General features: G+C 59.0%; 14 protein-coding genes and 1 tRNA gene. 12 read left to right on the forward strand and 3 right to left on the reverse strand.

Annotated elements, in window-relative coordinates; translation table 11 throughout:
* Positions 1-23: 23 nt before the first annotated feature.
* The 8 genes from gap to AAE514_RS15770 all read left to right on the forward strand — a co-directional run bounded on the left by gap (position 24) and on the right by AAE514_RS15770 (position 8,760).
* A complete protein-coding gene (gene gap, locus AAE514_RS15735; protein ID WP_347332511.1) occupies positions 24-1,034 on the forward strand; it encodes a type I glyceraldehyde-3-phosphate dehydrogenase in 1,011 nt (336 codons plus the stop codon).
* Positions 1,035-1,077: 43 nt separating this feature from the next.
* Complete coding sequence (pyk, locus tag AAE514_RS15740; RefSeq protein ID WP_347332512.1) at positions 1,078-2,517, forward strand: pyruvate kinase; 1,440 nt, start codon at positions 1,078-1,080, stop codon at positions 2,515-2,517.
* A gap of 145 nt (positions 2,518-2,662) precedes the next feature.
* Positions 2,663-3,526 carry a M23 family metallopeptidase gene (locus tag AAE514_RS15745; protein ID WP_347332513.1) on the forward strand — a complete coding sequence of 288 codons (864 nt, stop codon included), beginning with the start codon at positions 2,663-2,665 and terminating at the stop codon, positions 3,524-3,526.
* 83 nt (positions 3,527-3,609) lie between these two features.
* The gene (locus AAE514_RS15750; protein ID WP_347332514.1) at positions 3,610-3,807 is read left to right on the forward strand and encodes a Trm112 family protein; all 198 of its coding nucleotides are present in this window, start codon (positions 3,610-3,612) and stop codon (positions 3,805-3,807) included.
* Between the two features lie 60 nt (positions 3,808-3,867).
* Complete coding sequence (alaS, locus tag AAE514_RS15755) at positions 3,868-6,468, forward strand: alanine--tRNA ligase (RefSeq protein WP_347332515.1); 2,601 nt, start codon at positions 3,868-3,870, stop codon at positions 6,466-6,468.
* A 210-nt stretch (positions 6,469-6,678) separates the two neighbouring features.
* The gene (locus tag AAE514_RS15760; RefSeq protein ID WP_347332516.1) at positions 6,679-7,926 is read left to right on the forward strand and encodes an aspartate kinase; all 1,248 of its coding nucleotides are present in this window, start codon (positions 6,679-6,681) and stop codon (positions 7,924-7,926) included.
* Between the two features lie 288 nt (positions 7,927-8,214).
* Positions 8,215-8,406, forward strand: a complete 192-nt coding sequence (gene csrA, locus AAE514_RS15765) for a carbon storage regulator CsrA (RefSeq protein ID WP_027328976.1) — start codon at positions 8,215-8,217, stop codon at positions 8,404-8,406.
* 263 nt (positions 8,407-8,669) lie between these two features.
* A tRNA-Ser gene (locus tag AAE514_RS15770) sits at positions 8,670-8,760 on the forward strand.
* Positions 8,761-9,078: 318 nt separating this feature from the next.
* Here AAE514_RS15770 and AAE514_RS15775 read toward each other — a convergent pair.
* On the reverse strand, positions 9,079-9,732 hold the full coding sequence (locus tag AAE514_RS15775; protein ID WP_347332517.1) for a phosphoribosyltransferase: 654 nt from the start codon (positions 9,730-9,732) through the stop codon (positions 9,079-9,081).
* A gap of 196 nt (positions 9,733-9,928) precedes the next feature.
* On the opposite strand from AAE514_RS15775, the gene AAE514_RS15780 reads away from it, so the two are divergent.
* Positions 9,929-10,447: an REP-associated tyrosine transposase gene (locus AAE514_RS15780; protein ID WP_347332518.1), complete on the forward strand. Its 519-nt coding sequence runs from the start codon at positions 9,929-9,931 to the stop codon at positions 10,445-10,447.
* Positions 10,448-10,568: 121 nt separating this feature from the next.
* Here AAE514_RS15780 and AAE514_RS15785 read toward each other — a convergent pair whose 3' ends face one another.
* Positions 10,569-13,421 carry a valine--tRNA ligase gene (locus AAE514_RS15785; RefSeq protein ID WP_347332536.1) on the reverse strand — a complete coding sequence of 951 codons (2,853 nt, stop codon included), beginning with the start codon at positions 13,419-13,421 and terminating at the stop codon, positions 10,569-10,571.
* A gap of 155 nt (positions 13,422-13,576) precedes the next feature.
* Between AAE514_RS15785 and AAE514_RS15790 the strand changes: the two genes are divergently transcribed.
* Positions 13,577-15,241 carry an acyl-CoA dehydrogenase family protein gene (locus AAE514_RS15790; RefSeq protein ID WP_347332519.1) on the forward strand — a complete coding sequence of 555 codons (1,665 nt, stop codon included), beginning with the start codon at positions 13,577-13,579 and terminating at the stop codon, positions 15,239-15,241.
* Positions 15,242-15,244: 3 nt separating this feature from the next.
* Here AAE514_RS15790 and AAE514_RS15795 read toward each other — a convergent pair whose 3' ends face one another.
* Entirely contained in the window at positions 15,245-16,222 is a 978-nt protein-coding gene (locus AAE514_RS15795; RefSeq protein WP_347332520.1) for a glutathione S-transferase family protein, read from the reverse strand.
* Between the two features lie 306 nt (positions 16,223-16,528).
* Here AAE514_RS15795 and AAE514_RS15800 point away from each other — a divergent pair, with 306 nt between their 5' ends.
* Complete coding sequence (locus tag AAE514_RS15800) at positions 16,529-17,620, forward strand: efflux RND transporter periplasmic adaptor subunit (RefSeq protein ID WP_347332521.1); 1,092 nt, start codon at positions 16,529-16,531, stop codon at positions 17,618-17,620.
* Entirely contained in the window at positions 17,617-20,772 is a 3,156-nt protein-coding gene (locus tag AAE514_RS15805) for an efflux RND transporter permease subunit (RefSeq protein WP_347332522.1), read from the forward strand. Before AAE514_RS15800 ends, AAE514_RS15805 begins: the two co-directional genes overlap by 4 nt.
* The last annotated feature ends 149 nt before the right edge of the window (positions 20,773-20,921 follow it).

The following is a 20,921-nucleotide window of genomic DNA, read 5'->3' on the forward strand; positions in this document are numbered from 1 at the left end:
GAATTGTAACCAGGAGATGAGTAATGACCATTAAAGTAGCAATTAACGGCTATGGCCGTATTGGACGCAACGTGCTGCGTGCCCTGTATGAATCCAACTATCGTGATCGCATCCAGGTGGTCGGTATTAACGACCTGGGCGACGCCAACATGAACGCGCATCTGACCAAGTACGATTCGGTCCACGGCCGCTTCCCCGGTGAAGTATCCGTTGACGGGGAAAACATGATCGTCAATGGCGACTCCATTCGCATCACCTCCGAGCGTGACCCGAGCAAGTTGCCCTGGGGCGAGCTGGGTGTAGATGTGGTCTACGAGTGTACCGGTATTTTCACCAGCGGTGACAAGGCCAAGGCCCACCTGGAAGCCGGCGCCAAGAAAGTGATCATCTCCGCTCCGGGCACCGACATTGACGGTACCGCCGTGTATGGCGTGAACCACAAAACCCTGAAGGCGAGCGACCAGATCATTTCCAACGCTTCCTGCACCACCAACTGCTTGGCGCCGGTCGCCAAGGTACTGAACGACAAGTTCGGTATCGAGCAGGGTTCCATGACCACGATTCACGCCTACACCAACGACCAGAACCTGAGCGATGTGTACCACAAAGACATCTATCGCGCCCGTTCGGCCACCCAGTCCATGATCCCCACCAAGACCGGCGCTGCCCGTGCCGTGGCCCTGGTGCTGCCGGAGCTGGAAGGCAAGATCGATGGCATGGCCGTTCGCGTTCCGACCATTAACGTGTCCTTGGTTGATTTGAACGTGCTGGTTTCCCGCGATGTGACGGTGGAAGAAGTGAATGCCGCGATGAAAGAGGCGTCCGAAGGTGAGATGGCGGGCGTACTTGAGTATTGCGATGAGCCGTTGGTCTCCATCGACTTCAACCACCACCCGGCCTCTTCCAACTTTGACTCCATTCAGACTAAGGTGTTTAACGGTCGGTGGATCAAGGTCATGTCCTGGTATGACAACGAGTGGGGCTTCTCCAACCGTATGCTGGATAACACCCTGGCGCTGATGCAAGCCAAGTAACCGTCGTGCAGGCCAAGTAAGCAAATAGAACCGAGAGAGAGTTATGTTGAGACGTACCAAAATCGTCAGCACGCTGGGGCCCGCTTCCGAGTCGCCGGAGATGCTGGAGAAACTCATTCTGGCGGGTGTGAATGTGTTCCGCCTGAATTTTTCCCACGGCTCTCCGGAAGAGCACAAACAGCGCGCGGAGAACGTGCGCTCGCTGGCGGCCAAGCATGACCGCTTCGTGGCTGTGCTGGGCGACCTGCAGGGGCCCAAGATCCGGATCTCCCGCTTCAAAAACGGCAAAATCCAACTCAAGTTGGGTGACAAGTTCGTTTTGGACGCTGAGCTTGGTCGTGATGAAGGTGATCAAGATCAGGTCGGCATCGATTACAAGGAACTGCCGGACGACTGTAAGCCGGGCGACAACCTGTTGCTCGACGACGGTCGTGTTGTGTTGGAAGTGGAAAAGGTCGAAGGCCGGCGTGTTCACTGCGTGACTCGCATTGCCGGACCCTTGTCCAACAACAAGGGTATCAATCGCCAGGGCGGTGGTCTGTCCGCCCCGGCGTTGACCGAAAAAGACCTGGCGGATATTAAAACCGCGGCTGAAATCGACGTGGATTACCTGGCCGTGTCCTTTCCCCGCAGTGCCGACGATATGAATCGCGCTCGACAACTGTTGAACGAGGCGGGTAACAACCGTGCTGGCCTGGTCTCCAAGATCGAGCGTGCCGAGGCAGTGGCCGACGACGAAACGCTGGATTCGATCATCGTAGCCAGTGACGCCGTGATGGTCGCCCGTGGCGATCTGGGTGTGGAGATTGGTGATGAATCCCTGATCGGTGTTCAGAAACGCATTATTGAACGCTCCCGCGCGTTGAACAAGGTGGTGATCACTGCGACTCAAATGATGGAGTCCATGATCAGTAGCCCCATGCCCACGCGCGCCGAAGTGTTCGACGTGGCCAACGCCGTACTGGATGGCACCGATGCGGTGATGCTCTCGGCCGAAACGGCGGCGGGGGACTTTCCGGAGGAAACCGTCAAGGCCATGGTGCGGGTAATTCTGGGTGCTGAAAAGCACCCCAGCGCCAGCCAGAGCACCTACCGGGTAGACCAAGAGTTCTCAACGATCGACGAGTCCATCGCCATGGCGGCCATGTACACGGCCAACCACTTGAGTGGCGTGAAGGCGATCATCTCGCTGACTCAGTCCGGGGCGACGCCGCGGCTGATGTCCCGTATTGGGTCTCAACTGCCAATTTTCGCGTTTTCCGGTCGCATCGACACCCAGCGTCGTGTGGCGTTGTATCGCGGTGTACAGCCCGTGCCGTTCGATACGGACCGGATCCCGGGCCCCGAGGAGCACACCCGTGCCCTGGATATCCTTAAGGGCAAGGGCATACTGAGCGACGGTGACCTCGTGATCGTCACCAACGGCGACACCAACGAGCTCGGTGGCACCAATACCCTGAAGGTGCTGTGCGTGGGTGGTTAACATCATCGCACACTGTCTTGAGGGATAGCCTCAAGGGCGTACAAAAACGGCAGCCTAGGGCTGCCGTTTTTGTAGGCGCGCCGGAACGGCCCGGTTCGTGCTAACCTTGCCCTTTCAGGTTTAAACGATGCTCAACGAGGAATTTATGACGCTTCGGTTTCCCTACATCGCACTGCTGCTGGCTCTGTTGGCCGGCTCCGTCCAGGCTCTGGAGATTCACAGCGGCGACTGGCGGCAAGGTGCCATTATCCGGGGCTCTGTCCCGCCCGGCTCCGAGCTGACCGTGGACGACAAACCCGTTCAAGTCTCGGATAAAGGGCTATTCGTATTCGGGCTCGACCGGGATGCCGCCCCCTCGTTGACCTTGACCGTGAACCCGCCCGAGGCCGAGCCCGAGGTGAAGCAGTTCGAGGTTAAAGCCAGGGATTACCGCATTCAGCGAATCGAGGGGGTACCCCAGAGCACCGTGACACCCAACCCCGAACAGGTCGCCCGAGCCCGAAAAGAGGCGGCCATGGCCTGGAAGGCTCGACAGAAAGTGCTCGAGCGCACCGACTTCATGACGGATTTTCAATGGCCGCTCACCGGCATCATTACCGGTGTTTACGGCAGTCAGCGCTACTACAACGGCGAGCCTCGCCGGCCGCATTATGGCGTCGACATCGCCGCCCCGAAGGGCTCGGAGGTAGTGGCACCGGCGCCGGGGGTGGTGACCCTGGTTCATGACGATATGTTCTTCTCCGGCGGCACTCTGATTGTGGACCACGGGCAGGGCCTGTCCTCGACGTTTATCCACCTTCACAAGATTCTGGTGGAGGAGGGCGACGAAGTCGCTCAGGGGCAGACCATCGCCCAGGTGGGCGCCACTGGCCGGGCGACCGGTCCGCACCTGGACTGGCGGATGAACTGGTTTGACCGCCGTGTGGACCCGACCACGCTGGTAGGGCCGATGCCAGAAACGGATGCCGGCACCGAAGACGGCGAAGGGAAGGCGCCCAAGGGCTCCTAAACGGCCCGTCAGGGCACCCCCGCTACACTCAAGCCGCGCCCCGGTGTAAGATAGCGGCTTTTACCTCATCCCCAGAGGGCATTATGATCGACAAGAAATTGCTCAGCCTGCTGGTCTGCCCGGTCAGCAAAGCGCCGCTTGAGTACGACGCCGACAGACAGGAACTGGTGTGCCGGGCGAGCGGTCTGGTGTACCCGGTACGAGACGGCATACCGGTTATGCTTGAGAGCGAAGCGCGTCAGTTGACCCTGGAAGAGCGCGAGCGGCTCGACCGTGACTAACGGTCCCGCTTCTTCGATCCCCATACTTGTTTCTATCAGTTTCTCAACCACGGATACAGCATGAAAAGCGCAGACATTCGCGACGCCTTTTTACAATATTTCGAGCGTCAGGGGCACACCATCGTCCCCAGCAGCTCCCTGATTCCCGGCAATGACCCGACTCTACTGTTTACCAATGCCGGGATGAACCAATTCAAGGACGTGTTTCTCGGCGAAGAGAAGCGCGACTACTCCCGTGCGACCAGCTCCCAGCGTTGCGTGCGCGCCGGCGGCAAACACAATGACCTGGAAAACGTCGGTTACACCGCTCGCCACCACACCTTTTTTGAAATGCTGGGTAATTTCAGCTTTGGCGACTACTTTAAGCGTGACGCCATCCGCTTCGCGTGGGAATTCCTGACCCAGGTATTGGAGCTGCCTCCCGAACGCCTGTGGATTACCGTACACATCAGCGACGACGAAGCCGCCGATATCTGGCAGAAGGAAATCGGCGTGAGCCCCGAGCGCTTTTCCCGGCTGGATGAGGACAACTTCTGGCAAATGGGCGACACCGGCCCCTGCGGCCCCAGCTCGGAAATTTTCTACGATCACGGCTCGGATATTCCCGGCGGTCCGCCGGGTAGCGAAGGCGACGATCTGGATCGGTATATCGAAATCTGGAACCTGGTGTTCATGCAGTACGAACGCCAAAGCAACGGCGAGCTAAAACCGCTGCCGAACCCCTCCATCGACACCGGCATGGGGTTGGAGCGTATCGCCGCCGTGATGCAAGGGGTGCACAACAACTACGACATCGATCTGTTCCAACATCTGCTGAAGGCCGCCGCCAAGGCGACCGAAACCGATGATCTGGAGAACAAATCCCTGCGCGTGATCGCCGACCACATTCGCTCCTGTTCCTTCCTGATCGGCGATGGCGTGCTGCCTTCCAACGAAGGCCGTGGCTATGTACTGCGCCGGATTATTCGCCGCGCTGTACGCCACGGTCATCAACTGGGCCAGACACAAGCATTCTTCCATACCCTGGTAGCGGCGCTCGCTGAAGTGATGGGCGATGCCTATCCCGAGTTGCGGCAACAGCAGGCGCAAATCGAGAAAGTCCTGTTGCTCGAAGAAGAGCAGTTCGCCAAAACCCTGGACAAGGGCATGGCCGTGCTTGAGGACGCGTTGGAGGATCTCGAGGGGCGGGAGCTTCCGGGAGATTTGGTCTTTACCCTTTACGATACCTATGGCTTCCCCGTGGACCTGACCGCCGATATCGCGCGCGAGCGCGACCTGAGCGTGGACATGGCCGGCTACCAGCAGGCCATGGAGGCCCAGCGCGCCCGCGCCCGCGCCGCCGGCAGTTTCAAGGTGGATTACACCGCGGCCGGGCTCGACTTGCCCGCCACCGAATTTCTGGGTTACACGCAACTCGCCGAATCCGGTACGGTCCAGGCGCTGCTCAAAGACGGCCAACTGGTGGATCACCTGGAAGAGGGTGATGAGGGCGCCGTGGTTCTTGATCGCACGCCGTTTTACGCCGAATCCGGTGGTCAGGTGGGCGATACCGGCTACCTGGAAGCCGATTCGGGTATGCGCTTTGAAGTGCGCGACTGCGCCAAAGAAGGCAGTAGCCATGTGCACGTCGGACGGCTGCTCCACGGTGGCCTCGCCGTAGGGGATGAACTGTCCGCCCGGGTCGATGGCACGGTCCGTCAGGCCACGGCGCTGAACCACTCCGCTACCCACCTGATGCATGCCGCTTTGCGCCACGTACTGGGCGAGCACGTCAGTCAGAAAGGGTCGCTGGTGGACTCCGAGCGCCTGCGCTTTGACTTCTCTCATTTTGAACCCGTCAAGCCCGAGGAACTTAAAGCCATTGAAACGATGGTGAACGAGCAGGTTCGCGCGAACACCGAAGTGCAAACCGAGCACATGGATATTGAGAGCGCCAAAACCAAGGGTGCCATGATGTTGTTCGGAGAAAAGTACGGTGATGAAGTGCGAGTGCTCACCATGGGCGATGGTTTTTCCGTGGAGCTTTGCGGTGGCACCCATGTGCGCCGCACCGGGGACATCGGCCTGTTTCGCATTACTTCCGAATCCGGCGTGGCCGCGGGTGTGCGCCGAATTGAAGCGGTCACCGGCGCCGGGGCCCTTGCCCTGTTTGACGAGTTGGAAGACCTCGCCGACGGTGCGGCTCAGGCCCTGAAAACTCGCCGGGCCCAGGTGCCGGAGAAAGTCCAGCAACTGCTCAGCCAGAACCGCAAGCTGGAAAAAGAAGTGACGGCCCTTAAAGCCAAGCTGGCCACGGCCGGCGGCGGCAACCTGTTGGACCAAGCGAAAGAAGTGGCCGGTGTTAAAGTACTGGCCGTTAAGCTCGAAGGTGCCGACAGCAAATCCCTGCGCGACAGTGCGGACCAGCTTAAAAACAAACTCGGAAGCGGGGTGGTATTGCTGGCTGCGGTGGAAGGTGAAAAGGTGTCGTTGGTTGCGGGTGTGACCAAAGACCTTACCGGCAAGCTCAAAGCCGGAGACCTCATGCGAGAGGTTGCGGCCAAAGTTGGTGGCAAGGGTGGTGGCCGCCCCGATATGGCGCAGGGCGGTGGTACCGACCCGGCCGGGGTCTCCGCGGCGCTGGCGTCTGTTCCATCCTGGGTTGAGCAACAGCTTGGTTAATGGGTAATAGCGCACATTTGAGTGCTACGGTCTATAAAACTATTTCGCATTCTTGTGAATTAGGCTTTAATAGCGGGCCGCGCCTTGTGCGATAATTGACAGCTAAATCACGTGGTCCCTTATTCAGGGCCTGTGCCGGTATGGGTTTGAAACCGGCACCGCTTTGGGGCAACCCGTGATTTGGAAAGAGTTCGGAGGAAGAGCTCGAGAATGAGTTTGTTGGTTCAGAAATACGGCGGCACTTCGGTGGGAACCGTCGAACGGATTGAGGCGGTCGCCGACAAAGTGGCGGCCTGCCGCGCCGAAGGCCATGACATGGTCGTTGTACTCTCCGCCATGAGTGGCGAGACCAACCGCTTGATTGCCTTGGCCCAGAGCATTCAGGATAGCCCCGAGCCGCGCGAGCTGGATGTTTTGGTGTCCACCGGTGAACAGGTTACGATTGCGCTGCTGTGCATGGCACTGAAGAAGCGTGGGTGTGATGCCCGCTCCTACACCGGCGGCCAAGCCGGCATTCTGACCGACAGTGCGCACACGAAAGCTCGAATTCAGGCGATTGATGAAACCCGGATGCGAGCCGACCTCAAGGCCGGCCGCGTAGTGGTGGTGGCGGGCTTCCAGGGCCTCGACGACAGTGGCAACATTACCACGCTCGGGCGCGGTGGGTCGGACACCACGGGCGTGGCCTTGGCGGCCGCGCTAAAGGCAGACGAATGCCAGATCTATACCGACGTGGACGGCGTATACACCACTGACCCGCGTGTGGTCGAAAGGGCGCGCCGGCTGGATAAGATCACCTTTGAAGAAATGCTGGAAATGGCCAGCCAGGGTTCCAAGGTGCTGCAAATCCGGTCGGTCGAATTTGCCGGTAAATATAAGGTTCCCCTGCGGGTGCTCTCCAGCTTTAAAGACGGGCCGGGCACCCTGATCACACTCGACGAGGAAGACGATACTATGGAACAACCGGTTGTCTCGGGCATTGCTTTCAATCGCGATGAAGCCAAGGTAACGCTGGCTGGCATTCCGGACACACCAGGGGTGGCGGCCCGAATCCTGGGCCCGGTGGGCGCCGCCAACATTGAAGTGGACGTCATTGTGCAAAACGTCGGGGCGGATAACACCACCGACCTGACCTTTACCGTCAACAAAGGCGACCTCAAGAAGACTCTGGGAATTTTGGAGGGGGTGGCCAAGAGCATTGATGCTCGCGAAGTGCGTGGGGATGACCGCGTCGCCAAAATCTCCATCGTCGGGGTCGGTATGCGTTCGCATGCGGGCGTTGCGTCCACCATGTTTAATGCCCTGGCGGAGGAAAACATCAATATTCAGATGATCACCACCTCTGAAATCAAGATATCGGTGATCATTGAAGAGCGCTATCTGGAGCTGGCAGTACGTTGCTTGCACAGTGCTTTTGGGCTTGATAGTGAGCCCGAAGAAAACCGCAATCGCGGTTGAGATTGGAGACAGCTCACAGGGAGGCGTTTCAAGTGGCATAAAAATCGTTGTTTGGTTGAATAGCGGCCGCTGTACAAATCTGTTACAGTTAGCGCCGTGTAGTGTAATCAAGGATAAAAAAGCAACAATAGGATGAAAAATGTTTGTCCAATTCGCCGGCTTTGGTCGATAATTGCAAGGGGGTTTGCAATATGACTTCCTTTCGGCAATTGGGGTTAGCCGAGAAGCGGCAGAGGACGATGGAGTCTACAAGCCGTTTTCTTACAGGATGAGTGAAGGAGATTTATTATGTTGATTTTGACCCGCCGTATTGGCGAAACTCTGATGGTAGGTGACGAAGTTACCGTTACCGTTCTGGGCGTAAAAGGCAACCAAGTCCGTATCGGCGTAAATGCGCCCAAGGATATTGCTGTCCACCGCGAAGAAATCTATCAGCGTATCCAGCGTGAGAAGCAGAGTCAGGACGAACAACCGGAGTAAACCCCGGTTAAGTCCAGTGGTCTCGGGAGGGTGTTGATCCACCTCCCGAGTCGCTTCCTGGGGGAGCGTTGGTCGCCCTGCAGGTGCGTCCTGCCCAGACGCTTCTTGATAGAACCTGAAACACACTTTTTTGCATTCATTCCATCTCAACCCTTTGATTTTCCGTGAGATATGGTATGATGCGCCGCACTTGTCGAGAGGCACTCCCGGCAGGTCGGAAACGCCAAGCCAGGCGCCGAGCGTTTCCAGAACAATTTGAATACGGAGAGGTGGCCGAGTGGCTGAAGGCGCTCCCCTGCTAAGGGAGTATACCCTAATCCGGTATCGAGGGTTCGAATCCCTCCCTCTCCGCCATACACAAAAAAGCCCGGCCTAACCGCCGGGCTTTTTTGTGTATGGCGGAGAGGGAGGGTAGGAACCCTCGCCGGGTTCGACCAATTTGACGGGATCAAATTGGGACGGCGAAGCCGCCCGCAGGGAAAGCCTCAGGAAGAGGCGAATCACAAAACGGCAGGACAGCCGTTTTGCACGGCCGAAGGCCGCCCGAAGGGCGAGGGGCATGGATGGCCCGAGTGACCAATCGTCAGGAACGATCGGTACCGCCGCTAGGCGCCCCGAAGGGGCAGAGCACAAGGAAGTGCTCTGGTATATCCCTCCCCGGCCAGGTCACCATCAACCCCCTCTCCCCCAAAACTCCCCTAAAATCTCCTCAACCTCCTCATCCGACACCTGATCAAACGACACATACCATTGCCCTATGCCCCGAAAGTTCGAGGGTGTCTCCAGGCACACCACCTCATCGGCACGCTTGCGAAGCTCAATCAAAGGCTCCTCTGGCGCTACCGGAACTGCCACCACTGTTTCCCTTGGCTTATACGGTTTTAATCCCTTAAGCGCGGCCCGCATGGTGGCGCCGGTGGCAAGCCCGTCATCCACCAGTATCACCGTGGCTCCGGCCAAGTCCGGCCAGGGGTGAGACCCCCGATAGACCTGCTCGCGCCGCTCTAGCTCACGCTGCTCGGCTTCGGTGACCTCCTCCAAGGCTTTTTCCGTTATGAGGTCGGAGCCAAGCATTTGTTCGTTAAGGACCCTGGCGCCGCCACTGGCAATGGCGCCCATGGCGACCTCCTTCTGACCGGGCATGCCCAGCTTTCTTACGGTCATCAAATCCAGCTCACCTCCGAGCTCTCGGGCAATTTCCGCAGCCACGGGCAGCCCGCCGCGTGGGAGGGCGAGCACCACAAGCTTTTCGCGTTCACGGTAAGCCGCCAGGGCCTTGGCAAGCTCACGCCCGGCGGTTTCTCGGTCGGGGATTGGTAGTTGCATCGCACACCTCCTCTGAGGGGAAACTATCTCCAGTCTAGCCAACGATGACTCTAGGGGAAAATCGCGGTGGTAGGGCCGGGAATTTGACCCCGGTCGCAATAATGCGAGGGTCTGTCACCCATCTCCACGAAAGCCTTGGTTAAGCCTACGCTGTTGGTTATTCTTGCGTTTCAATGTCCAAGGAGTGGAGTTTCCCATGTCGAGCTACCGACGCAATTTTCTTCCGGGTGGTACTTTCTTTTTTACGGTGACGTTGGCTGACCGGCGGGCGGATTGGCTGGTTCGCCATGTTGATGTATTGCGCGAAGTGGTTAAAGCGGTCAGGCAACGAAGCCCCTTCTTAATCGACGCCTGGGTGGTTTTACCGGAACACATTCATGCCGTCTGGACGTTACCCCATCTCGATACCGATTACCCTGGCCGCTGGCGAGAAATAAAAAAGCAATTCTCAAAAATGGTGCGCGCCCTCGAGGGGCCTGACCAGGTACCCGATGCGGGGGCATTGTGGCAGCGGCGTTATTGGGAGCATACGATCAGAAGCGAGGGCGATTATCGTGCCCATATTGACTATGCGCATTTTAACCCCGTGAAGCATGGTTGGGTGGATCGTGTGGTGGACTGGCCTTATTCCACCTTTCACCGGGCGGTGAGGGCGGGATTGTATCCCGAGGATTGGGGTGGAAAGGGAGTGGTGAATTTGCAGGCGGGGGAGTGAGTGGTTGTGTGGGGCAATGGTAGGTGGCGCTTGCGCTTACCTACCCTACGTGGTGGCGGAGTCCAATCCGGGCGTAGGGTAGGTAAGCGCAAGCGCCACCTACCATCAAACGTTAAACGCTCTATAAACTCTCAATTCGCCGCAACTGCTCCTGCAATTTACCCAACGCGGACTTCAAACCCTCCAACCGGTCGCGCTCCTTATCGACCACCTCTTTGGGTGCCTTGTCCACGAAATTGGCGTTGCCAAGCTTGCCTTCGGTTTTCTGAATATCCTTCTCCAGCTTGGCCACTTCTTTGTTCAACCGCTCCAGCTCTGCTTCTTTGTCGATCAACCCCGCCATGGGGACCAGCAGCTCAAGATCACCGGCCAGGGCGGTGGCGGACACCGGGGCCTCATCCCCCGGGTTCAACCAAGTAACGTCTTCCAGCGCGGCGATTTTGATCAGCGACTGGCGGTTTTCCTTCAGTCGGCGCTGATCTTCGCCCGAACCGTTATAGAAGAACAGCGGCAGCTTCTTTGCCGGGGAGATATTCATCTCCCCGCGAATGTTGCGCACACCCAGAATCACCGCTTTGAGCCATTCGATATCCGCCGAGGCGGCATCATCGATTTTGGTGTCGTCCGCCACCGGGTAGGGCGCCAGCATAATGGTTTCGCCGGAGGCGCCGGCCAGGGTTTTGATCTTCTGCCAGATTTCTTCGGTGATAAACGGCATCAATGGGTGGGCCAGGCGCAAGGTCGCCTCCAGCACCCGAATCAAGGTACGGCGCGTGCCACGCTTTTGTTCTGCACTGGCGTTTTCGTCCCACAGGGTGGGCTTGGAGAGCTCCAGGTACCAGTCGCAGTATTCGTTCCAGACGAACTCGTAGAGCGCCTGAGCGGCCAAGTCCAGGCGGTAGCTCTCCAGCGCCTCGGTGACCGCCTTTTCCGCCACCTGCAGGCGGGAGACGATCCACCGGTCCGCCAGGGACAGGGCGACTTCACCGCCGTTTTCACCGCAGTCCTCGCTCTCGCACTGCATCAGGACATAACGGGTGGCGTTCCAGATTTTGTTACAGAAGTTGCGGTAGCCTTCCACCCGGCCCATATCGAACTTGATGTCCCGGCCGGTGGAAGCCAGGGAGCAGAAGGTAAAGCGCAACGCATCGGTGCCGTAGGCGGCGATGCCCTCCGGGAACTCCTTGCGGGTTTGTTTTTCGATCTTTTTCGCGTCCTTCGGACGCATCAGCCCCTGGGTGCGCTTGGCCACCAGGCTTTCCAAGTCGATACCGTCGATGATGTCCAGAGGGTCCAACACATTCCCTTTGGACTTGGACATCTTCTGGCCGTAACTATCGCGCACCAAACCGTGAACATAAACGGTCTCGAAAGGCACATGGGGCTTGCCGTTTTCGTCTTTGATCAGGTGCATGGTCAGCATGATCATCCGGGCGACCCAGAAGAAAATGATATCAAAACCGGTCACCAGCAGATCCGTGGGGTGGAACTTCTTTAGGAAGTCGGTCTGCTCGGGCCACCCCAGGGTGGAGAAGGTCCAGAGCCCGGAGCTGAACCAGGTGTCGAGTACATCTTCGTCCTGGTGCAGCTTCGTGCTTTGGTCCAGTTTGTACTTGCTGCGAACTTCCGCTTCGTTGCGGCCCACATAGACCTTGCCATCGGCATCGTACCAGGCGGGAATGCGGTGGCCCCACCAGAGCTGCCGGCTGATGCACCAGTCTTGAATGTCACGCATCCAGGAGAAGTACATGTTTTCGTATTGCTTGGGGACGAACTGAATTCGGCCGTCTGCCACCGCCTCAATGGCCGGCTCGGCCAGGGGTTTGGTACTGACATACCACTGGTCGGTGAGCCAGGGCTCGACAACAACGCCGGAGCGGTCGCCCCGGGGCTGCTTGAGCGCGTGGTCCTCAATTTGCTCCATTAGCTCGGAGGATTCCAGCGCCTCGACAATCGCCTCGCGCGCGGCGTAGCGGTCCTTGCCGGCGAGCTCCGAGGGCAGGGCGGTGTCAATATCCGTGCGGGTTTCACCGGCATAGTTGAATACCTGAGCGGTGCCCAGGATCGCCGCGTCTTTATCCAGTACATTAATGAGCGGCAAGTCGTGGCGCTTGCCTACTTCATAGTCGTTAAAGTCATGGGCCGGGGTAATCTTCACACAGCCGGTGCCGAAATCGCGGTCGACATAATCGTCGGCGATAATCGGGATGCGACGGCCCACCAGGGGCAGCTCGATAAACTTGCCAACCAGGGAGGCATAGCGCTCGTCTTCCGGGTGCACGGCCACGGCGGAATCGCCCAGCATGGTCTCGGGGCGGGTGGTGGCGACCACCAGATAAGGCTTGCCTTCGGCCGTTTTCTCGCCATCGGCGAGCCGGTAGCGCATGTGCCAGAAGAAGCCTTTCTCATCGTGGTTTTCCACCTCCAGGTCGGAGATGGCGGTGTGAAGCTTCGGGTCCCAGTTGACCAGGCGCTTGCCGCGGTAAATCAGGCCATCTTCGTACAGGCGGACAAAGGCTTCCTGAACCGCCGTAGACAGGCCCTCGTCCATGGTGAAACGCTCGCGGCTCCAGTCCAGAGACGAGCCCAGCCGGCGCAACTGACGGGTAATGTTGCCGCCGGACTCGCCTTTCCACTCCCAGACCTTCTCCAGAAACTTCTCCCGGCCCAGGTCGTGGCGGTCCTGCCCCTCGGCGGCCAGCTGCCGCTCGACCACCATCTGGGTGGCGATACCGGCATGGTCAGTGCCCATTTGCCACAGGGTGTCATCGCCCTTCATGCGGTGGTAGCGAATCATCGCGTCCATCACGGCGTTGTTGAAGCCGTGCCCCATGTGCAGGCTGCCGGTCACGTTCGGCGGTGGGATCATGATGCAGTAGGGGTCACCCTCACCGCGGGGTTTGAAGTAACCTTTCTCTTCCCAGGTCTGGTACCACTCGCGCTCAATGGCGTGGGGGTTGTACGTTTTTTCCAAAGACATTCGGCAACCTGTACTAAGCTTGGAGGGAATCTTTTCCGGCACTCAAGGTACTAATTACTTGAGTTGACGAGGTTCGAGATTCCCTGCGGACTGGCGTGAAACCCGCGATTATACAGCTTCAGGCCCCACCGGCCTACCGGGAGGTGACTATGGCACATCAAGGCTCTGACGATTGGCACAAAGGTCTGGCGGCGGAGACCCACGAAGTCTTCAATGTACCGCCCGCGCTGGAAGACTATGACGCTTACAGCGAGGATATCGCGTTACAGGAGGCGGTAAAGGCCGGCGGCGCCTGCGGCTCGGAATCAGAGCTTCATCGGGAGGGGCGTGACCTGGGCTCCTCAGAATGGATTCAGTGCGGCTTCGAGGCCAACGCCCATCCGCCCGAGCTGCAAAGTCACGACCGTTGGGGCCACCGGCTGGATCGGGTGAGCTACCACCCCAGTTATCACCGGTTGATGGCTAAAGCTATTGGCTTGGGACTGCATTCCGCCCCCTGGCGAGTGCCCGGAGAGGGTGCCCACGTGCGGCGCGCGGCCCTGGTTTATTTGCAAACCCAGCTCGAACAGGGCCACGGCTGCCCCATTACCATGACCTTTGCCTGCGTGCCGGTGCTGCAGGCCCACTCGACACTCCCCCCGGCTTGGCTGAGCGGCGTCCTTTCCCAGGAATACGATAGCAGCGACCGTCCCTATTGGGAGAAGAGCGGCCTGACCGTGGGCATGGCCATGACCGAAAAGCAGGGCGGCTCGGACGTGCGGGCCAATACCACACGGGCAAAACGACAGGGCGATGGCTACTACCTGACCGGCCACAAGTTCTTTATGTCCGCCCCCAACTCCGATGCGTTTCTCACCCTGGCTCAGACCGAGGCGGGGCTTTCTTGCTTCTTGGTGCCCCGCTGGCGCGAGAGCGGGGACCGAAACGCGCTGTTGCTGCAGCGACTGAAAAACAAAATGGGCAACCTGTCGAATGCGTCCAGCGAAGTGGAGCTGCGCGGGGCCGAGGGCTATTTGCTCGGAGAAGAGGGCCGAGGGGTAGCGACGATCATTGAAATGGTGGCCCTGACCCGCTTTGATTGCACGCTGGCCTCCGCGGCGGCCATGCGCCAAGCGGTGGTGCAGGCCATTCATCACTGCGTTCACCGACGCGCGTTTGGCCAGGCGCTGATCCACCAACCGCTAATGCAAAACGTATTGGCCGACTTGGTGGTGGAGAGTGACGCGGCGCTCGCCCTGGCCATGCGCTTGGCGCGGGCGCTGGACCGCCCCGATGACCCCGAGGAGCGGGCACTGCTTCGAATCGCCACGGCCCTGGGGAAATACTGGGTGTGTAAGCGAGTGGCGGGGCACAATGCGGAAGCCATGGAATGCCTGGGCGGCAGCGGGGTAATGAATGAATTTATGACCGCCCGGCTGTACCGCGAAGCGCCCATTAACGCGATTTGGGAGGGCAGCGGCAATATTCAGTGCTTGGATATACTGCGCGCGTTTGAAAAGCAGCCGGAAGTACGCCCGGTGCTGATGGCGGAGCTGCGCCGCACCAAAGGGGTGGATGCCCGGCTGGACCGCTATGTTCAGCAACTGGAAGCCGCGCTGGATGATCGTGCGGCCTTGGAGTACCGGGCGCGCCACTTGGCCGAATCCATGGCGCTGGCGCTACAGGCCTCGCTCTTGTTGCGCCACGGGGATTCGCGGGTGGCGGAAGCCTTTATTGCCAGCCGGATTGAAAGCCCCCACGGGCTCTACGGCAACCTGCCCAAGGGAACGCCCACGCGGGAGATTATCGCCCGGGCGTTGCCGATGTATGGCTGAGTATTACCGATTATGCGGCGCGTCCAAGTTCAACTGTGGCCCCACGGGGACAATCCGCGTCGGGTTAATGGTGTCATGGCTGTAGTAGTAATGGTGCTTGATATGGTCCAAATGCACCGTGCCGGCCACGCCCGGTATTTGGTAAAGCTGGCGCAGGTAATTCGATAAGTTCGGGAAGTCCGCAATGCGGTTGCGATTGCATTTAAAGTGACTGGCATAGACCGCATCGAACCGGACCAAGGTGGTAAACAAACGCCAGTCCGCTTCGGTGAGCGCCTCTCCGGCCAGAAACGCCTGCTTGTCCAGAATGGCCTCTACCTCATCCAATGCGCCAAACAGGGCGTCGTAGGCTTTTTCATATTTGTCCTGACGGGTGGCGAAGCCCGCCCGATAGACCCCGTTGTTGATGTTGTGGTACACGGTTTCGTTTACCGCGTCGATCTCGGGGCGCAACGCTTCGGGGTAAAAGTCCCGTGGGGTTTTGGCCAAGTCCCAAAAGCCACTGACCAGCATGCGAATGATTTCCGCCGACTCATTGTTGACGATAGTTTCCCGCTGTTTGTCCCACAGCACCGGTATGGTCACCCGCCCGGAATAGTCGGACTGGGCCTTGGTGTAGACTTGGTGCATGCAGTCAAACCCGTAGAGCGGCTCGGGCCCTTCCGTGCCAAAGGCTTCGTCCTGGCGGAACTCCCAGCCGTTCTCAAGCATGTGCGGGTGAACCACCGACACGCCAATGACCTCTTCCAGCCCCAGTAGCGCGCGAAAAACAAGGGAGCGGTGAGCCCAGGGGCAGGCGTAGGAAACGTACAAGTGGTAGCGCCCGGCCTCGGCCTTAAAGCCCCCTTCGCCGCTGGGCCCGGCGCTGCCATCGGGCGTAACCCAGTTGCGAAACTGGGCATCTTCGCGAATGAATTCGCCGCCGGTTTTTTTGGTGTCGTACCACTGGTCGTGCCATTTGCCGTTGACTAACAGGCCCATGGGTTGCTCTCCTTTTCAAGGGTTAGGTCAATGATCTGTTCGGTTAAGCCTAAAGACGTTTGCGCAATATATCCACGGGACTGTTAAGGGGGCTAACCAATCTTTACATTTACTGCCGAGGCGGGCCCGGCGTCTGTCTCGTCATTTGTATGATTTTAGCGTAGCCTTTATGACCTTGGCTGGATGGGCGTAGTGATCGGCCTCCCGCTCCAAGCAGTAATCATTCGCACCGTGTTAACAACAATTTTACACGAGAGAGACTGAGACCCTTCCACTATGGTGTTTTATAAAACGTTATGGCCTTTCATGAGAGCTGTCCTGGCGATAGGCGCGGCGGTGTTGGCGGGCTGTTCCGAATCGCCTGAGCAGGCCAACGGTGGCGCGGAAGGTGAAGAAGGGCGCCAGCAACCCGTACTCACTGAAGGGGTCAGCTACCACTATGAGCAGACCTTCGTGGAAGCGGTGGGAACCTCTCGAGCGCTTAAATCCGTTGATTTACGCCCGGCCGTGGCCGGAGAGGTGACCGAGGTCAACTTCAAGGCCGGTGAAGTCGTCCAGAAGGGCCAGGTTCTGCTCCGCCTGGATGACCGGGACGAGCGCTTGGCGGTGGAGCTGGCGCAGGTTGCCTTGAAGGACGCCCAGCGCCAGTTGGACCGCTACCAGCGTTCCCGGGAAGCCGGCGGCGTGACCCAAAGCATGATGGATGAGGCCACCAGCGCCGTCGACCGGGCCCGTATTGCGCTGCGACGGGCAGAAGTGGAGCTGGACCACCACACCATTGAGGCGCCTTTTGACGGCCATGTGGGGATGACGGACGTGGACCCCGGAGCCTGGGTCTCCACGGAGGATGTCATCGCCACCCTGGATAACCGGGATACGCTGCTGGTCAGTTTCCAGTTGCCCGAGCTGTTGTTGGGACAGCTTGAGCTCGGCCAAAGCCTTCAGCTCAGCACTTGGAGCGACCGCTTCACCTTGGCGGAAGGAGAAATCGTCGAGATCGGTTCTCGAGTGGATGAAACCCGAAGAACCTTTACTCTTCGGGCCCACGTCAGCAATGACAATGATTATTTGCGCCCGGGTATGAGCTTTCGCATTCAGCTGAATTTGCAGGGCAACCGGTACCCGCGCGTGCCTGAACTTTCTCTGCAGTGGGGCGGGGAAGGCGCCTACGTATGGGCGGTGGAAGATGGCAAGGCCAAGCGGGTCACGGTCAATGTGGTACAGCGCACCGATGAAGGCGTACTGGTTGAGGCGGAACTGCCCGAAGGCACCCCGATTGTGACCGAAGGAGTTCACATTGTCCGGGGTGGAATGGACGTTCGTGTGTTGAATGAACAGCTTGGCGAGAGCTCCAGCTCCGCGCCCCCCGCGCAGAGCAACGTCGGAGAAGAGTCGTGAGCGAAGAGAAGTCTGTGCGCAAGGCTCCGGAAGTGAACGATCTCCCCAGCCTGAGCATTCGCCGGCCCATTCTGGTGTTGGTTATCAACCTGCTGATCGCCATTGCCGGTGTGGCCGCGATTCTTGCCGTGGAAGTACGGGAATTGCCGAATATCGACTACCCCTTTGTATCGGTAAACGGGAACTACCCCGGCGCTTCTCCGGAAACCATGGATGCGGAAGTCACCAGCATTGTCGAAGGGGCGGTCGCCCGAGTGGAGGGGTTGCGCAACATCCGCTCCGACAGCGAGGAAGGCAACTTCCGCATGAACCTGGAGTTTAATCCGGGCGTCGACTTGAACGATGCCGCCTCCGAAGTGCGCGAAGCGGTCAGCCGTGTGCAGCGCGAACTGCCCGAAGATGTTGAGCAACTGGCGGTCACCAAGGCGGACCCGGATGCTCAGGCCATCATCAACATTGCCGCCATCAGTGATGTGCTCTCCGGCACGGAACTGACCCGACTGATCGAGCAGGACGTGGTCCCTGAACTTATTTCGGTGGAAGGGGTGGCGGATGTTCAGATATTCGGCGGCACCGACCGTGTGCTCCGCGTGGTAATGGACCCGACCCGGCTGGCCAGTGTGGGGCTGGGCGTTTCGGACGTGGCCGACGCACTGCGTAACGCCCCCTACGATGTGCCCAGTGGCAGCTTCCGCTCCAATGACCAGGAGTTATTGGTTCGCGCCGACGCCACGGCGATCTCTGAGGAAAAAATACGAAGTATCGTGGTCGAAGGCAATACCCAGGTGAGGGATGTGGCCCGCGTCTTTTTCTCCCCCCAGGATGCCAGCTCTCTGGTGCGCTTCAATGGCCAGCCGGTGGTGGCTATGGGGGTTATTCGCCAGGCCCAGTCCAACACCCTGGAAATATCCAATGGCATTCATGAAGCGCTCGGGCCCCTGGACGAACGTTTAACCGAAGTCGAGCTGATGGTGACCGAGGACAACGCCACGTTCATTAAGGGTTCCGTTAAAGAGGTCATTATCAGCCTGTTGCTGACCGTCACGGTTGTGGTCGCCATTATCTGGCTGTTTATTGGCTCCTTCCGAATTACGCTGGTGCCGAGCCTGGCCATCCCCGTCGCGCTGGTGGGGACGGTAGCGGCGATATGGGCCATGGGGTTTTCCATCAACATCCTGACCCTGCTCGCCCTGGTATTGTCAACCGGCCTGGTGGTGGATGATGCGATTGTTGTATTGGAAAACATCCAGCGCCGCCGTGCTCAAGGCCTGGGGGCGCGGGCCGCCGCGGTACTGGGAACGCGCCAGGTTTTTTTTGCGGTGGTGGCCACAACGGCCGTATTGATTTCGGTGTTTGTACCCATTGCCATTTTGCCCAGCACGGCGGGCCGACTGTTTCGTGAATTCGGGTTTGTTCTGGCGGTGGCGGTGGCGATTTCCTCCTTTGTGGCACTGTCCCTGGTGCCTGCCGCCGCCGCGCGTATTTCGCCGGAGCCGGCCGGCTCGCCCCATCCGATCCGGGATCGGCTGCAACGGATTGGCTCCCGCCTGGAGACGCTTTACGCTTGGCTCATTGACGCCGCGTTGCGCCGCGCCTGGCTTACCTTCGGCATTGCGGTGCTGGTCGCCGTCGGCGCCGGGCTTTCGTATCAGTTTGTGCCCAAGGAATTATTGCCAGAGGAAGACCGGGGGGTCATCTACATTGGCTCCGATGGGCCCGAAGGGGTAGGGCTCGCCTACACGGAGCGACAAATGCACGAAGTCAGTGATGTGGTTCAGCCGCTTCTGGACTCCGGTGAGGCGGCGTTGGCGTTCTCCATTATCGGCTGGCGCGATCCGAATCGCTCTCTGATGGTGCTGCCTTTGGCTCACTGGGATGAGCGCAGCCGCACCCGCCAGGAAATCGCCCGGGAGGTGGAAGAAAAACTGCGTGATATTCCTGGCATCAGAAGCTGGGTGGGGGCGGGCAACAGCCTGAACATTCGCGGTGGGGGCGATGGCTCCAGCGTCGAAATGGCTCTGACCGGGCCCGACTACGATGAAATCTATCAGGTCGCGACGGCCTTCATGGAAGAAGTTCAGAGCCGGCACGATCACTTTATCGAGCCCGACATTGACTACGACCCCACCAAGCCGCAACTGACGGTGGATATCGACCGGCGCCGCGCCTCAGAGTTGGGGGTGGACTTGGCGGACATATCGAGCACGCTGCGGGCGATGGTGGACGGTTATGAACTGGTGGACTTGAGTGTCGGGGACGAAGCGATTCCCATTGTTCTGGAGTCCGCCACGGGCCAGATTCGCAGCCCCGATGATTTGGGTAACCTCTACATCAATTCCGCCGGCGGCGACCTGTTGCCTTTGTCCAGCGTCGTTAACTTACGAGAGGAAAGCGTCGCCGCCGAACTGGAACGCAACGCCCAGCGTCGCTCCATTGAAATCGAGTATCGCTTGCGCGGGGGCTACCCGATTGAAAAGGCGGTGGAAGAAATTCAAGCGGTGGCGGCGGAAACCCTGCCTCGGGGCATTGGCATGATTTTTCAGGGCGAGGCCCAGGCGCTTGATGAAACCTCCCGCGAGGTGGCGCTGACGTACATTATTGCACTGGCGGTGGTGTTTCTGGTGCTCTGCGCGCAATTTGAAAGCTTTACGAGTGCCTTAATCGTGATGGTGACGGTTCCCTTTGGCATTGCGGCGGCGATTCTGGCCATCCTGATTACCGGTACCAGTATCAATATCTATTCCCAGATCGGACTGGTGATGCTGATCGGCTTGATGGCAAAAAATGGCATTCTTCTGGTGGAGTTTGCCGACCAGCTGCGGGATATGGGGCACTCGGCTCTCAGCGCGGTGCGCACGGCTGCCATGGTACGTTTGCGGCCCATTACAATGACGTTGATGTCAACCGTTTTTGGCGGCTTGCCTTTGATTCTAAGCACCGGCCCGGGGGCTGAGTCGCGTTGGGCCATTGGCTGGGTGATTTTTGGTGGCCTCGGTTTGGCGGCGCTGTTCACGTTGTTCCTGACGCCGGTGGTCTACCTCGGGCTGGCTCGCTTCGCCAAACCCAGAGCCGCCGAGGGCAACCGCTTGAGCGATGAAATGGACCAGGCCGATAGCATTCCAGACCGGGATACCGAGTGGCGCTCGGTATGATGAGGGCGGCGCCAGGGTTGTCAGGAAGCATCGGTAAGTGTCAACGTGTTGCGAAAAAGGTGTTAAGCTAATAAGTGGAACGTTATTAAAGACCCATGGTCTCTAATAACACCAGAATTGGAAACGGCTTTTTTTAACGCGCGTTTCCG

The organism is Marinimicrobium locisalis (assembly GCF_039822625.1).
GTDB lineage: Bacteria > Pseudomonadota > Gammaproteobacteria > Pseudomonadales > Cellvibrionaceae > Marinimicrobium > Marinimicrobium locisalis.